Source organism: Flavobacterium crocinum, from assembly GCF_003122385.1.
Classification (GTDB): Bacteria; Bacteroidota; Bacteroidia; order Flavobacteriales; family Flavobacteriaceae; genus Flavobacterium; species Flavobacterium crocinum.
This window is the reverse complement of sequence record NZ_CP029255.1, coordinates 5280511-5297031: the sequence shown is the minus strand read 5'-3', so window position 1 is coordinate 5297031 and position 16521 is coordinate 5280511. Positions and strand designations below refer to the sequence as shown.

General features: G+C 38.4%; 3 protein-coding genes, 2 tRNA genes and 3 rRNA genes. 5 read left to right on the top strand and 3 right to left on the bottom strand.

Annotation, left to right across the window (positions count from 1 at the left end; all coding sequences use genetic code 11):
* Positions 1-742 precede the first annotated feature (742 nt).
* From HYN56_RS22435 to rrf, 5 genes are all read left to right on the top strand, one after another.
* Positions 743-2256: ribosomal RNA gene (locus tag HYN56_RS22435) — 16S ribosomal RNA — on the top strand.
* Between the two features lie 126 nt (positions 2257-2382).
* A tRNA-Ile gene (locus HYN56_RS22430) sits at positions 2383-2456 on the top strand.
* A gap of 92 nt (positions 2457-2548) precedes the next feature.
* A tRNA-Ala gene (locus HYN56_RS22425) sits at positions 2549-2622 on the top strand.
* 136 nt (positions 2623-2758) lie between these two features.
* Positions 2759-5639, top strand: a 23S ribosomal RNA gene (locus HYN56_RS22420).
* Between the two features lie 179 nt (positions 5640-5818).
* Positions 5819-5928 (top strand): 5S ribosomal RNA (gene rrf, locus HYN56_RS22415).
* Together the 16S, 23S and 5S rRNA genes with 2 tRNA genes alongside form the textbook arrangement of a ribosomal RNA operon.
* Before the next feature lie 311 nt (positions 5929-6239).
* On the opposite strand, the gene HYN56_RS22410 is transcribed toward rrf, so the two are convergent.
* The 3 genes from HYN56_RS22410 to HYN56_RS22400 all read right to left on the bottom strand — a co-directional run bounded on the left by HYN56_RS22410 (position 6240) and on the right by HYN56_RS22400 (position 16450).
* The gene (locus HYN56_RS22410; RefSeq protein WP_167398343.1) at positions 6240-7031 is read right to left on the bottom strand and encodes a 4'-phosphopantetheinyl transferase family protein; all 792 of its coding nucleotides are present in this window, start codon (positions 7029-7031) and stop codon (positions 6240-6242) included.
* A complete protein-coding gene (locus HYN56_RS22405) occupies positions 7018-11022 on the bottom strand; it encodes a non-ribosomal peptide synthetase (protein WP_109194238.1) in 4005 nt (1334 codons plus the stop codon). Before HYN56_RS22405 ends, HYN56_RS22410 begins: the two co-directional genes overlap by 14 nt.
* An 82-nt stretch (positions 11023-11104) precedes the next feature.
* Entirely contained in the window at positions 11105-16450 is a 5346-nt protein-coding gene (locus HYN56_RS22400) for a polyketide synthase (protein WP_109194237.1), read from the bottom strand.
* Between the last annotated feature and the right edge of the window lie 71 nt (positions 16451-16521).

The following is a 16521-nucleotide window of genomic DNA, read 5'->3' as shown; positions in this document are numbered from 1 at the left end:
TCCGCTTCTATCGGGGCTATGGGATAGGTTTTCAGAAGAAATTCCGAGCAAAGAAGTGTGTTTTGGGAAGGAATAAGGAAGCAGAAAGGAAAAAACTCAGCGTCTCAGCGTCTTTTCGAGATTAAAAACAGCGTAAAAGAAAGCTTTGTGTCTTGGTGCCTTCGCGGCAAAACAGACCAAAGAACGGCAAAACAAGGAAAAACCCCACAGGAGAAGAAAAAACTTCAAGATGTAAACAAGCCGTTACCAGCAAGTTAAGAAAAAGGGCAAAAAAAAATTGAAAAAACATCAAGAAAAAGCTTGCGAAAGCGGAAAAAGGTGCTACTTTTGCACCCGCAACAGCGAAAACGTTCACAGAAATACTGACAGGAAACAAGGATCAAAAGAGAAGAGATTTTCAAAAAAAAGATTCGGAAAAGCTTGTGAGATTTGAAAAATGCTTTTACATTTGCACCCCGCAAATACGGGAAGTTCATTGAGGGATTGGAAGGAAAGGTTGAAAAACTGAGACGAAAAAAAGTTTCATTTTTTTTTAAATTTTTCTTGCGAGAAACAAAAAGAATTTCTAGTTTTGCACCCGCTTTGAGAAACAAGCGAAGGAAACAAAATTACGTTCGTAGACATATTGAATTGACAGCCGTCTTGTCCAAAAGACAAGACAAATAAAGAATAAGAGTAATAGAATCGATAGATTCGAAAAGAACCGACTGGAATAAGGCATCGAATAATAATATTAAAATATACGATGAAGAGTTTGATCCTGGCTCAGGATGAACGCTAGCGGCAGGCTTAACACATGCAAGTCGAGGGGTATATTTCTTCGGAGATAGAGACCGGCGCACGGGTGCGTAACGCGTATGCAATCTACCTTTCACAGAGGGATAGCCCAGAGAAATTTGGATTAATACCTCATGGTATTATAGGGTGGCATCACTTTATAATTAAAGTCACAACGGTGAAAGATGAGCATGCGTCCCATTAGCTAGTTGGTAAGGTAACGGCTTACCAAGGCAACGATGGGTAGGGGTCCTGAGAGGGAGATCCCCCACACTGGTACTGAGACACGGACCAGACTCCTACGGGAGGCAGCAGTGAGGAATATTGGTCAATGGGCGCAAGCCTGAACCAGCCATGCCGCGTGCAGGATGACGGTCCTATGGATTGTAAACTGCTTTTGTACGAGAAGAAACACTCCTTCGTGAAGGAGCTTGACGGTATCGTAAGAATAAGGATCGGCTAACTCCGTGCCAGCAGCCGCGGTAATACGGAGGATCCAAGCGTTATCCGGAATCATTGGGTTTAAAGGGTCCGTAGGCGGTCCTGTAAGTCAGTGGTGAAAGCCCATCGCTCAACGATGGAACGGCCATTGATACTGCAGGACTTGAATTACCAGGAAGTAACTAGAATATGTAGTGTAGCGGTGAAATGCTTAGAGATTACATGGAATACCAATTGCGAAGGCAGGTTACTACTGGTTGATTGACGCTGATGGACGAAAGCGTGGGTAGCGAACAGGATTAGATACCCTGGTAGTCCACGCCGTAAACGATGGATACTAGCTGTTGGGGGCAACTTCAGTGGCTAAGCGAAAGTGATAAGTATCCCACCTGGGGAGTACGAACGCAAGTTTGAAACTCAAAGGAATTGACGGGGGCCCGCACAAGCGGTGGAGCATGTGGTTTAATTCGATGATACGCGAGGAACCTTACCAAGGCTTAAATGCAGACTGACCGATTTGGAAACAGATCTTTCGCAAGACAGTTTACAAGGTGCTGCATGGTTGTCGTCAGCTCGTGCCGTGAGGTGTCAGGTTAAGTCCTATAACGAGCGCAACCCCTGTTGTTAGTTGCCAGCGAGTAGTGTCGGGAACTCTAACAAGACTGCCAGTGCAAACTGTGAGGAAGGTGGGGATGACGTCAAATCATCACGGCCCTTACGCCTTGGGCTACACACGTGCTACAATGGCCGGTACAGAGAGCAGCCACCTCGCGAGGGGGAGCGAATCTATAAAGCCGGTCACAGTTCGGATCGGAGTCTGCAACTCGACTCCGTGAAGCTGGAATCGCTAGTAATCGGATATCAGCCATGATCCGGTGAATACGTTCCCGGGCCTTGTACACACCGCCCGTCAAGCCATGGAAGCTGGGGGTGCCTGAAGTCGGTGACCGCAAGGAGCTGCCTAGGGTAAAACTGGTAACTAGGGCTAAGTCGTAACAAGGTAGCCGTACCGGAAGGTGCGGCTGGAACACCTCCTTTCTAGAGCCCATTTTGTTAGCCTCAGGGCACGAATGGGAAACAAGATGCCACTCTACAGGTTTGGAATTTTAGATTGTATTACTCTTGCTGTTGATTTAAAAAATGATAAACAATTAAGTAAAACAGAGTCTCGTAGCTCAGCTGGTTAGAGTACTACACTGATAATGTAGGGGTCGGCAGTTCGAGTCTGCCCGGGACTACTATTTGACTTAATTAAAAGGAAATTTTAGGGGTTGAGACCTTATGAGCAATAATTCATAACTCATAACTAATAACTCATCACTAAAGAAATGGGGGATTAGCTCAGCTGGCTAGAGCGCCTGCCTTGCACGCAGGAGGTCAACGGTTCGACTCCGTTATTCTCCACTGATTTGCTCCAAGGAGTAGATAAAAGTTCATTGACATATTGAGATAAGAAAATAATAAGAAAGTAGAAAGCGTTTTTGTTATAAGTAACAAAAACAAAAAAAAAACGGTCTTGTTTTAAGTAACAAGATTGGTACAATAAGCAAAATAAGGGCGTATGGGGAATGCCTAGGCTCTCAGAGGCGAAGAAGGACGTGATAAGCTGCGAAAAGCTGCGGGGACGAGCACACATCGATCGATCCGCAGATATCCGAATGGGGCAACCCACTATGTTGAAGACATAGTACACCGATAGGTGGGCAAACCCGCTGAACTGAAACATCTAAGTAGGCGGAGGAGAAGAAAACAAAAGTGATTCCGTAAGTAGTGGCGAGCGAACGCGGATTAGCCCAAACCAATTATGTTACGGCATAGTTGGGGTTGTAGGACCACGACATTTTATGCATGCAGAACCGGAACCGGCTGGAAAGTCGGGCCACAGAGGGTGATAGCCCCGTATGGGTAATAAATGTAATGAATAGTGGTATCCTGAGTAGGGCGGGGCACGTGAAACCCTGTCTGAATTTGGCGGGACCATCCGCTAAGGCTAAATACTCCTGAGAGACCGATAGTGAACCAGTACCGTGAGGGAAAGGTGAAAAGAACCGTGAATAACGGAGTGAAATAGATCCTGAAACCATACGCCTACAAGCGGTCGGAGCCCTTAAGTGGGGTGACGGCGTGCCTTTTGCATAATGAGCCTACGAGTTAACGTTGCTGGCAAGGATAAGTGTTTAAGACATGGATCCGTAGCGAAAGCGAGTCTGAATAGGGCGCTTTAGTCAGTAGTGTTAGACGCGAAACCGTGTGATCTACCCATGGGCAGGTTGAAGCTGTGGTAACACACAGTGGAGGACCGAACCGGTTGACGTTGAAAAGTCTTCGGATGACCTGTGGGTAGGGGTGAAAGGCCAATCAAACTCGGAAATAGCTCGTACTCCCCGAAATGCATTTAGGTGCAGCGTTATTTTAGTTATATAGAGGTAGAGCTACTGATTGGATGCGGGGGCTTCACCGCCTACCAATTCCTGACAAACTCCGAATGCTATATAATGATTGATAACAGTGAGGGCTTGGGTGCTAAGGTCCAAGTCCGAGAGGGAAAGAACCCAGACCATCAGCTAAGGTCCCCAAATATATGTTAAGTTGAAAGAACGAGGTTTGTCTGCCCAGACAGCTAGGATGTTGGCTTGGAAGCAGCCATTCATTTAAAGAGTGCGTAACAGCTCACTAGTCGAGCGGACGAGCATGGATAATAATCGGGCATAAACATATTACCGAAGCTATGGATTTGCAAGCAATTGTAAGTGGTAGGGGAGCATTCCAGCAGGGTTGAAGGTGTATCGTAAGGTATTCTGGACCGGCTGGAAAAGAAAATGTAGGCATAAGTAACGATAATGCGGGCGAGAAACCCGCACACCGAAAAACTAAGGTTTCCACAGCTATGCTAATCAGCTGTGGGTTAGTCTGGTCCTAAGGCGAACCCGAAAGGGACAGTCGATGGCCAACGGGTTAATATTCCCGTACTACTTATTGCTGTGATGGGGTGACGGAGTGATGAAAGCGCCGCGAACTGACGGAATAGTTCGTTGAAGTACCTAGCTATAGGTCCTGTAGTGAAATGCGCAGGAACTGGTGAAATACGATAGTACTCGGAGTCTTCGGACAAAGAGATAGTGCGCCTAAGGGCTTCCAAGAAAAACCTCTAAACTTCAGGCAATAAGTACCAGTACCGTAAACCGACACAGGTAGTTGAGGAGAGAATCCTAAGGTGCTCGAGAGATTCATGGCTAAGGAATTAGGCAAAATAGACCTGTAACTTCGGGAGAAAGGTCGCCCTGAGCAATCAGGGCCGCAGTGAAGAGGTCCAGGCGACTGTTTATCAAAAACACAGGGCTCTGCAAAATCGTAAGATGAAGTATAGGGCCTGACACCTGCCCGGTGCTGGAAGGTTAAGAGGAGATGTTATCTTCGGAGAAGCATTGAATTGAAGCCCCAGTAAACGGCGGCCGTAACTATAACGGTCCTAAGGTAGCGAAATTCCTTGTCGGGTAAGTTCCGACCTGCACGAATGGTGTAACGATCTGGACACTGTCTCAGCCATGAGCTCGGTGAAATTGTAGTAACGGTGAAGATGCCGTTTACCCGCAGTGGGACGAAAAGACCCTGTGCACCTTTACTATAGCTTAGTATTGACCTTGGATAAATGATGTGTAGGATAGGTTGGAGACTGTGAAGCGGCGTCGCCAGGCGTTGTGGAGTCATTGTTGAAATACAACCCTTTGTTTATCTGAGGCCTAACCCCGCGTTGCGGGGGACATTGCTTGGTGGGTAGTTTGACTGGGGTGGTCGCCTCCAAAAGAGTAACGGAGGCTTCTAAAGGTTCCCTCAGTACGCTTGGTAACCGTGCGTAGAGTGCAATGGCATAAGGGAGCTTGACTGAGAGACATACAGGTCGATCAGGTACGAAAGTAGAGCATAGTGATCCGGTGGTTCCGCATGGAAGGGCCATCGCTCAAAGGATAAAAGGTACGCCGGGGATAACAGGCTGATCTCCCCCAAGAGCTCATATCGACGGGGGGGTTTGGCACCTCGATGTCGGCTCGTCACATCCTGGGGCTGGAGAAGGTCCCAAGGGTTGGGCTGTTCGCCCATTAAAGTGGCACGCGAGCTGGGTTCAGAACGTCGTGAGACAGTTCGGTCTCTATCTACTGCGGGCGTTAGAAATTTGAGTGGATCTGATTCTAGTACGAGAGGACCGAATTGGACAAACCTCTAGTGTATCTGTTGTCCCGCCAGGGGCACCGCAGAGTAGCTACGTTTGGAAGGGATAAGCGCTGAAAGCATATAAGCGCGAAACCCACCACAAGATGAGATTTCTTTTAAGGATCGTGGAAGATGACCACGTTGATAGGCTATAGATGTAAAGGCAGTAATGTCATAGTCGAGTAGTACTAATAATCCGTAAGCTTATGTACGAACTTTTCCCTCTCTGGTCCCAGACCAGAGAGGAGAGAACTTTCTAAATAAAACTATTACATTTCTTTATCTCAGTATGTTAAAATATTGTCCGCACGCGGAAAGTTAAAGGTTATATGTTATGAGTTGAGCGTTGGAAACGATAAACTCAAAACAACAAACCCTAGACTGAAAACCTTAAGGTGGTTATTGCGGCGGGGCTCACCTCTTCCCATCCCGAACAGAGAAGTTAAGCCCGCCTGCGCAGATGGTACTGCATCATTGTGGGAGAGTATGTCGTCGCCTTTCTTTTGAAAACCCTGTTTCTTACGAAACGGGGTTTTTTGTTTTATAAAATATTCAAGTCTGCAGTTTTGCGGGAGCCCCGATAGCCATCGGGGTCTGTCGCCTTTCTTTAAGGGATCAGGTTCAAAAGTTGGGGATTAAGCAAAAAGATTCGATAATCTGAATAGGAAAAAATCGTTCTTAAAGTACGATTGCGTTAGGGATGGGAGCGGCATCCTTTTGCTTTTTTCTTTAAAAAGCAAAAGATACAGCGCACAGCCCGGCCCGGAGGGAAACGCCATAAATTATTCTGAAATACAAAATACTTATAACTGTTAATCCTTTTTTGGAAGCATTTCAAGAAGTTCATCCATGTTGTTTGGAATCGTATATAACGAGATGTTTTTAGAAATTGCCGGTATATCTTCAAAGGCAACTGCTCCCAAATAATTTTCTGCAAAATCAAAACTATAGACCTGCCAGTTTTGTGTGTTTTGTAATAACGTTGAATCTATATTGTACTGTCCGTCTAAACTAGGGAGGTTTTTAAAATCCTCATCAATTCCTTTTCCTAATGCTTTTACAAAAGCTTCTTTTCGGGTCCATGAAGTGTAAAAGGCGTGTTTTATATCAGATGAGTTTTGAATTTGTAAAGCCTCTTTATCTTCAAAAACATCAGGAAGCAAAGTGGTAAATTTGAAATCATTTGACATATACTCGATATCTAATCCAACTTTTTTTCGGGAAATGGCTATAGCAGCAAAATCTTCAGAATGAGAAACATTAAAATGGAGCCAAGGATGAGATATTAAATAAGGCTTTTTATTGAAATTATAGTCAAAGTAAATATCTTTTATGCGTAATTTACTATATGCGGCTAAAATGAACTTTAAAATAGCCCTATAGGTGATAAAACGATTAGTATCTGATTCTTTATAATAACGCTGTGATTTTTTTATTTCTTTATCACTTAGGTATTTAGAAAGATCAGATTTTAAGTCTGTGAAATTGGGTAAATAAATGGTATATATAATAATATCATTACTGTCTAAAAAAAACTTTTTATCAGGGATCGATTCTGCACTTTTTACATCAGAAAAAGAGATGGAGAGCTTAGATGTTTTCATGTTTCTCATCTAAAATATCTTGAATTAAACGTGCTAATACCTTGTCATTTGGCGGCGCTACAATATTTAAATGGTTACCGGAGATGTTATGAATATTAACACCTCCTAATGCTGCTTTTTTCCAGCCTAAATGTGTAGGGTCTAATTTATAGTTGTCATCGTCTTTTGATCGAAATAAATCAACCTGAAAACTTTGCGGTTTAAGATGGTAAAGGTCAACAATTTTTTTGACCATCTTATCAGCTTCTATAAATTGCTGAAGTGCCAGTTCTTCTTGTTCGGTCATTATTTTTTTCTTTCCAAAATGTCTTTGCAAGATGTATTCTTTTTTACCATTGATTCGCATTTTAAAAGCTTTCCAGCTTAATAACATTTCTTTTAGGAAATCTAATCTTCTGTAAGTAACATCCATGTAGCGTACGAGCTGTTTACGTCGATAATTTCCGTAGTAATAAGAAGAATCTAAGTAAGAATCTAATAATGCTGTTAAACTTACTGTTTTACCTTTTGCTTTTAGCTGGCGTGTCATTTCAAAAGCTACGATTCCACCAAAAGAGAAACCTGCCAATGCATAAGGGCCTTTCGGATTTACTTTGATAATAGCATCAATGTAATGTGCTGCCATTGCTTCTATTGATTCGTACCATCCGTCAAAACCTTTTGGTTTAGTGCCTTGGATGCCATAAACTGGCTGATCTTCGTCGAAGTGTTTACTCAGATTTATGAAATTTAATACATTGAGTCCTGCGCCATGAACGATAAAAAGAGGTGGTTTGTTTCCTGTTGGTTTTATCGGAACTAAACAATCGGAATAAATTTCTGTACCTGTATTTAATAATTTAGCAAATTTTTCGACAGTAGAATATTTGAACAGTGCTGATAGTGGAATTCGCTTACCAGTATGTTTTTCTATCTCAATCATCACTTTTACACCTTTGATTGAATGACCGCCCATTTCGAAGAAATCACTAAAAATATCGATATTTTCAATGTTTAGACTTTCTTTCCAAATAGTTGCGACTATATTTTCTTCCTCAGTACGTGGTGCAGTATATGTTATTTTTTTATTGACTTTATATTGTGATAGTGCTTTTCGGTCTATTTTTCCGTTAAGAGTTGTTGGAATCTTTTCTATTAAATTAAAATCATGAGGAATTAATTGTACCGGTAGTTTTGCTGCTAAACTTTCACGCCATAAAGGAATTTTAGTTTGTGCTTCTTCTATTTCTGAATCAGGTACAATATGGGCAATTAGAAAATTTTCATCAGCCAGTACTACAGCTGATTTTATGCCATCAAGAGACAGAAGTGCTTGTTCTACTTCGCCCGGTTCAATACGATGCCCTCTGATCTTTACTTGCTGGTCTAAACGTCCTAGACATTCTATTTCGTTATTAGGAAGTAATTTTCCTAAATCTCCTGTACGATAAAGTATTTCTTGTTCATTGGCAGTAATATTGTTTTTGATAAATTTTTCAGCTGTTAGTTCAGGTCTGTTCCAATACCCTTTTGCAACACCATCACCGCCAATTATAATTTCTCCGATGTTTCCCGGTGCAACAAGCTGACTTTGTTCATCAATTAAATAGATTTGTGTGTTAGCTATTGGTTTTCCTATGGTTATGATTTCACCAGCATTTTTTATTTGTTTTAATGAAGACCAGACTGTAGTTTCTGTTGGTCCATATACGTTCCAAAGAGTGTCACATTTAGCTATAAGTTCTCGAGCAAGATCTACCGGCATTGCTTCGCCACCACATAATGCTTTTATAGGTAATTTTTCAGACCATCCGGAATCAAGAAGCATTGACCATGTTGTTGGTGTAGCTTGTAAGAAGTTAATTTTTTCTGTTTTTACTAAGTCTAATAGAAGTCTTCCATCTCTAGCTGTTTCTTGATCGGCTAAGATTAATGTAGCTCCTTTAATTAAAGGAAGATATAATTCTAAACCTGCGATATCAAATGAGATTGTTGTGATAGAAAGTAATCTGTCGTTCTCATTTAGACCTGGTTCTATTGCCATACTGCATAGAAAATTAACCAGGTTTTTATGAGTGATAGGAACTCCTTTTGGATTACCTGTTGATCCAGATGTATAAAGTATATAGGCGTTACTTTCTGTGTTATCAATAAAAGGAAGAGGTGCTGTAGAATATTCCTTTAAGGTGTCCATTGCATCTTCTATAAATAACATTTTAGACCACGATGGTAAGTGTGCAAATAATTCTTTACTGGTTAATAAAATTTTTGCGTCGGAGTCATTTAGCATAAATTCCAAACGATCTTTAGGATATTCGGGATCTAATGGCAAATAAGCTGCGCCACATTGCATTATTGCTAATAAAGTATAAAGAAGTTCTGGGCTTCTTGGAAAAGATACTGCAATAAAATCGCCAGGTTTAACGTCTTGAGCTTTGAGATAGTGGGCTAATTGATTTACCTTTTGGCTTAATTCAAAATAAGTAGTTTTTGCTTCATGAAATTGTAAGGCTATATTGTTAGGTGTAGATTCCGCTTGTATACTTAACAACTCTGTTAGGGTTACATTTGGATATGACATTTCTGTACTGTTTAACTCATTATATTCTGCTGAATAATTACCACCAATTAAATCGGATAGAGGGTTATTTGCATTTGATGTTACTTTTTGAATTATTTCTTTAAAAGAATTCATCATTTGATTTATCGTTTCTGATTTAAATAGTGTCGTATTATATAGCCATTGAAATGACGGGCCATCTTTGGCTCTAAAAATATGAAGTTGAATTTCAAAAGTTCCATATTGTCTCGGATTTGGTTTAAAGCTATGTGTTAGGCCTGTATACGAAAATTCATTTTCTATTGTTCGAGCCAAATCAACTGTAAATACAACAGGTACTAACGGAATTCTTGAAGGATCTCTTGCTACACCAAAATTTTTTAAAAGATGTCCAAAGCTAACTTGTTGATGTTCATAGGCATCAAATAACTCAAAATTTCGCTGTTTTAAATATTCTGTAAAACTAATATCAGGATTTATTTTAGTGCGCAAGGGAAGAAGATTTGCACAATCCCCAATCAATTGTCTCATGTCGTATAAAGTATTTCCTGATGAAGGAAAACCTACTACTAAATCATTTTGACCAGTAATTTTGGATAGAAAAACTTCAAATGCTGCCAGTAAAGTAGTAACTAAACTGCATCCTGAATTTAAACCAACATTTTTTAAGTCATTAATAATGCTGTCCTCTAAAGGAAAATCAATTCTGTTACTATTGTAGGTTCTTAAAGAAGGTCTTTTATAATCTAAAGGGAGTTCCATTGTCGGTACTGATTCTTTATAGATATTGATCCAAAAGTCTTCTACAGATTTATACTCTTTACTCTCCATAAATGAATTTACCTTTTCGGCAAATTCACTAAATTTTTCGGCTTTAGGTAATACTGGTTCTTTATTTTCGATATAGGCAGAATAAATTGTGCCAAGTTCTTCTAGAATAACATCAATACTCAATCCATCGCCAATAATATGATGAATGGTTAAAATCGCCAGATATTCGAAATCATCAATTTTAAGCAGGTTCACTCTAAATAAAGGTCCGTTGACAAGATCGAAAAGTTTGTTAACTTCTTCTTTTACTAAATTTTCTATTGCAGGTTGTTTTTCAGCAGCTGGAAGATCAGAAAAATCATTGTGAGAAATCTCTAAAGGATAATCCTTATAGATGCACATAAAACGCGCATCTGGACTAAATACAGATCTTAATCCTTCGTGACGCTGAATCAAAGTTTTTACAGCCCGTTCAAAAATATCTGTTACTAAGTTTCCTTTAAATTTGATAGATACCGACAGGTTGTAGGCTTTGTTAGCATCACTGCCTCCAAAAATACAATCTGACCATATTTCCTGTTGTGAATTCGTTGTATGTATCACTCGTTCGATTTCAGGTGAAAATGGATTAAATTGAATTTCAGTTTCCATTTCTGTTTGTATTTGAGATTGATTTTTCATTATTATTCCATTTTAAAAAGATAATTGAACAATTTTGAATTGACAATTTATACTATTAGTTATGTCTTTTGCTGATCTGATTTTACAGTTTGATTTTTACAAAATTTCCATTTTGATTGGGGTCTTCAATAAACCATGCTGGATTTCCATTTTCATCTCGTCCTAGTTTACTTCCTTGTACAGGCGGTTCATCTGCTTTAATAATGTATTTTTTTTCAAAAGAATTGTTTTGGTATGTTTCGTTATCGTTGAATTTTGACATATCAAAGTTTTTTTCTTTTTTATGAGAACCATTGGTTCCATTAACATGTCCGTTAGAACCATTTTTTTCCGTTAGTGATTCATTATTAAATTTAACCGTATCAAAATGTTCTACTTTTAAATTTGCAAATGAAGCATTTCCGTTTACTGAAGCTGTCTGGTAATTTTGTAATTGATCTACTTTTTGACTTAAAAGCTGAATTTGATGTACAATTTGTTCTAATGAGACTTGATTTTGAGGAGAGGCTAGTTGAATTTCAGCTGACGTAATATTTGAATTAATGATTTGACTTTGAACTGTTTCAAGCACTTTTGTTTTAGCAGTTAATTGCTCTTCAGGAAGGTTTAATTCAATATAATCAGCTAAAAGAGATGGTGTTGAATAAGCTTCATTCAATTGTCTAAAAGTAATTGGTAAATTGAATTCTTTTTTTAGTTTTCCAGATAATTGTGTAAGCGATAATGAATCTAATCCTAATTCTAAGAAAGTATTTTCAATTGCATCAGATTCGTAAATTATCCCTGAAGCATTTTTGATGATTTCTGAGATTTCAAGTAAAATGGAATCTTTTCTCGAATCATTTGTTTCAACACTATTATTCTCAATTTGGACCGGAGCTGCAATAGCATCGGTAACAATTGATTTTTGTATAGCTATTGTTTGAATTGTTTCTACAGGATCAATCCAGCAATGTTTACGATCAAAAACATAACTTGGTAATTCTATTTTTTGTCTTTTTTGTTCGCCATAGAAAGCTTTCCAGTCAGGATTAACACCTCTGCTCCATAAATCTCCTAAAGCATTTAATAGCGTAGAATATTCACTATCTTTTTCGTCTTTAGGAAAATTTAAACTTGTAAAAGCAGGTATGATTTTGCCTGCAGCTTGTTGACGAGCTAAAGTAGTAAGAGTTTGTCCTGGACCCACTTCTAATAATATAAAATCATCTAATTCAAAGGCAGTATCCATTGCGTCTGCAAATCGTACCGTACTTTTTAATTGATTTACCCAATATGTTGTACTTGTTGCTTCAGTATCTGTAAGCCATGTACCAGATGCTGTCGAAATAATTGGCAATCTTGGAATGTTTAGTTTTACTTTTTCTAATTCTTTTTTAAAGTCATCTAAAATTGGTTCCATCATAAAAGAGTGAAAAGCATGACTTGTATTCAGTAATTTATTAGGAATCTCTTTAGCGTCAAGTTCTTGGTTGAAAGCTGAAATATCTTCTTTGGTTCCAGAAACAACACAAAATTGAGTTGAATTTATTGCAGCAATTGAAAGTGTGCCTGGCATTAACTCTTTTAACTGATTTACTGGTACGCGAACGATCAACATAGATCCACTAGGCAGTTCACTAATTAATTTTCCTCTAACTGTTACTATATGTAATGCATCTTTTAAACTTAAAATTCCGGCTAAATGTGCAGCAGCAAATTCACCAATACTATGACCACAAAGAAAAGTTGGTTTTATTCCCCAGCTCATCCATAATTGAGACAAAGCATATTCTGTCACAAATAATGAAGGTTGTGTTAATCGAGTATTCTTCAACTGTTCCTCGGCTTCATTACATTTAACCTTTGGATAGATGATATCACGAATGTCTAATTTTAATTCGTCCATCAGTAATTCGGCACATTTGTCTACAGCATCGCGATATACTTTTTCGTTATCGTAAAGCGTTTTACCCATTTGCACATATTGAGATCCTTGGCCTGGAAACAAAAATCCTATTTCAGAAGGTACATTTTTTAAAACGGATGATTTGGTAGTTTTTGCTTTTAAACAAAGTAATTTTTCAGCGGCATCATCTGTAGAATTTGAGATTAAAAAGCTTCGGTGGTTAAACTCGTCTCTTGTTGTATTTAATGAATAAGCAATATCTGCCAAAGAAAGATCTCTTGATTTATCTATAAAATGACCAAGAGCATTTTCATAACCAAGTAAACTATTTTGGTTTTTTGCAGACCACATTAAAAGTTGAAATGGACGCGAAGTTGAAGATGGAATTGGTTTTGCTTCGTATTCTTCTACAATGGCATGAACATTTGTACTTCCAATTCCGAATGAACTTACACCAGCTCTTCTTTTACCTTCTGCGTTCCAATCTATTAAGGTATTGTTGATGAAAAATGGACTGTTGTCAAAATCTATATTTGGATTTGGTTTTGAGAAATTTACCATTGGCGGAATTTTTTTATAACGCATTGCCAGCAATATCTTAATCAATCCTGCAACTCCAGCTGCTGCTGTGGTATGCCCCATGTTGCTTTTTATAGAACCTAGTGCACAAAAGTTGTTTTTTTCTTGTTTGCCGTAAGCTATTTTAAGACCTTCAATTTCTATAGGGTCACCAATTGGAGTGGCGGTTCCGTGTGCCTCCATGTAGCTAATTGTAGAAGGAGATATTTGAGCGTCATTAAAAGCATTAATAATTGCACCGGCTTGTCCTTTAGCACTTGGAGCCATAAAACTTCCTTTGTCACCTCCGTCATTGTTTACTCCAACTCCTTTAATAAGTCCGTAAATAATATCGCCATCTTTTTCAGCATCTTCTAGTCTTTTAAGTACAACAACTCCGGCTCCGTCGCTAAAAACAGTCCCCTTTCCTGAAGCCTCAAAAGATCTTGTAGACCCATCCGGACTCTTGATGAAACCGTCATCATATAGATGACCGCTATTTAAAGGAGCTGTAACGCTTGATCCTCCAGCAAGTGCAACATCGCACATTCCGGCACGAATAGCTTTAACAGCTTCTGCAATTGCTAAAAGTGAAGTTGAGCAAGCGGAGTGAACACTAACAGAAGGTCCTTTTAGATTTAAATGATAAGAGGTTCGGGGCGCAATAAAATCTTTACCATTTACAGTATAGATTTGTAATTCACCTACTGCACTTTTTAATTCGTTGTTGGAAAAAATATTATTTTCATAATAAGAATTAATTTCACTTCCTGAATATACTCCAATAGTTCCTTTATAATGTTTAGGCAAGTGACCAGATTGTTCTAAAGCTTCGTAAGAAATCTCTAAAAATATTCTTATTTGCGGATCCATTGCGGCAGCCAATTGTGGATTTAATCCGAAGAAAGCAGCGTCAAATGTTTTAGCAGAAGGCAGAATCCCTCTTGCAGCTATATATAAAGGATCATTGCGAAGGCTTTCGGGTAAACTAATATCTAATTCTTCTTTGGTAAATAAAGAGATTGTTTCTTTTCCATCTCTAAGATTTTCCCATAATTCATCAATTGTATCAGAGCCGGGAAATCTTCCCGCCATACCAATTATTGCAATGTCTGATGAAGCTGTTTTATCATTTGTATTTTTTAATGTAAATGGTTCTTCATTATTATTGTTTTCGTTATTGTTGTCTTCTAGAGTTGCTGCCAATTCTTTAATAGTTGGATGAATATAAATTTTTGAAACAGGTACTTCTTTAGATAATTGCTGCCTCATTAAAGTCGTTACTTTTTGTGCAAGAACAGAGCTTCCTCCTAAATCGAAAAAATCATCATCAATACCAATGCTTGCTATTTTTAATTCTTCGCTCCAGATTTTAGCAATTTCTTTTTCTAATTCTGTTGTTGGTTTTTTGAAAAGAGGTGCAGAATCTGGTCTATTGTATTCAGGAACTGGTAAGTTCTTTTTGTCAATTTTTCCATTTGGCGTTATTGGAAATTCATCTACCCAAATATATTTTGAAGGCAGTAATATTTCTGGCAATATTTTGGAAAGTGCCTCATGAATTTGTTTTTCATCCTGAAATTGCTCCCCGGATTTTAGGTAAGCTACAAGTTTATCTTCATTTCCAAGATGATTACTTACAATAACAGCAGATTGTTTAATTCCTGAAAGGGTATTTAGTGTTGATTCAATTTCACCCAATTCAATACGATGGCCTCTAATTTTTACTTGATGATCTATACGGCCTAAACATTGAAATTCTCCATTTGACAATAATTTGCCTAAGTCACCTGTGCGGTAAAGGATAGCGTTTGGATTTGTTGAAAATGTATCAGGAATAAATTTTTCAGCTGTAAGTTCCGGACGTTTCCAGTAACCTTCTGCGACTCCGTCTCCGCCAATAACAATTTCACCTATAGCTCCAGATTCGACACTTTGACCATTTTCGTCTAATAAATAAATTTGAGTATTTGCAATAGGAAGGCCAATTGTAATTAATTCATCATCATTTTTAACCTCTTTAACGGCAGACCAAATTGTAGTTTCAGTTGGACCGTACATATTCCAAAGCGATTCACATTTTAAAGTTAATTGACGAGCAAGGTTTAAAGGCATTGCTTCGCCTCCGCAAAGAGCTTTTAAAGGTAAACGTTTTTCCCATCCCGAATCAAGCAGCATTTGCCATGTAGTAGGAGTGGCTTGTAGTATTGTAATTTCTTTTTCTTGTAAAAGCTTCAGTAAAAGTTGTCCATCACGAGTGGTTTCATAATCTGCAAAAAGCACTGTTGCGCCAGTAATTAAAGGTAGAAATAATTCTAAACCAGCAATATCAAAAGAAATTGTAGTAATTGATAATAACTTATCTTCTGGATTGATGCCTGGCTCAATTGCCATGCTGTATAGAAAGTTTACTAAATTTTTATGTGTAACAGTTACTCCTTTAGGTTTTCCAGTTGATCCTGACGTATACATCATATAAGCTGCAGAATTATTTGCAACTGAAATAGATAATGGTGTAACCGGATATTGATTGAGTGAAGACAATATATCTTCTATAAGTATAGTTGAAGAACTTTTTGGTAATGAATCTGAAAGGGATCTTGTAGTTAGTAAAAAACTAGTTTCAGAATCTTCAAGCATAAATTCTAAACGTTCGCTTGGAAATTTTGGATCTAATGGTAAGTAAGTAGCTCCACATTGCAAAATTGCTAATAAAGAAGCAATTAAATTGGAACCACGTTCCATAGATACAGCAACTACTTGTCCGGAAGATAAACCTTTAACTAAGAAATAATTAGCTATTTGATTTACTGTCTGAGACAATTCTTTATAGGTAAATTTTACATTTTCAAATTCAAGTGCTATTGAATTTGGAGTTGTTTCAGCTTGTTTTGTAAAAAGCTCGTGCAATGCATTTTGAGGATAACTCATGTTTTTCCAATTTACCTCGTTGTCTAAACTATTTTTATTAGGTCTTTTCATTTTAAGGGTGTTAAAATTGTTGAGCAAAATAATGTGATAAAATCAGCGTTTAAACTAAAAACAGAATCTAC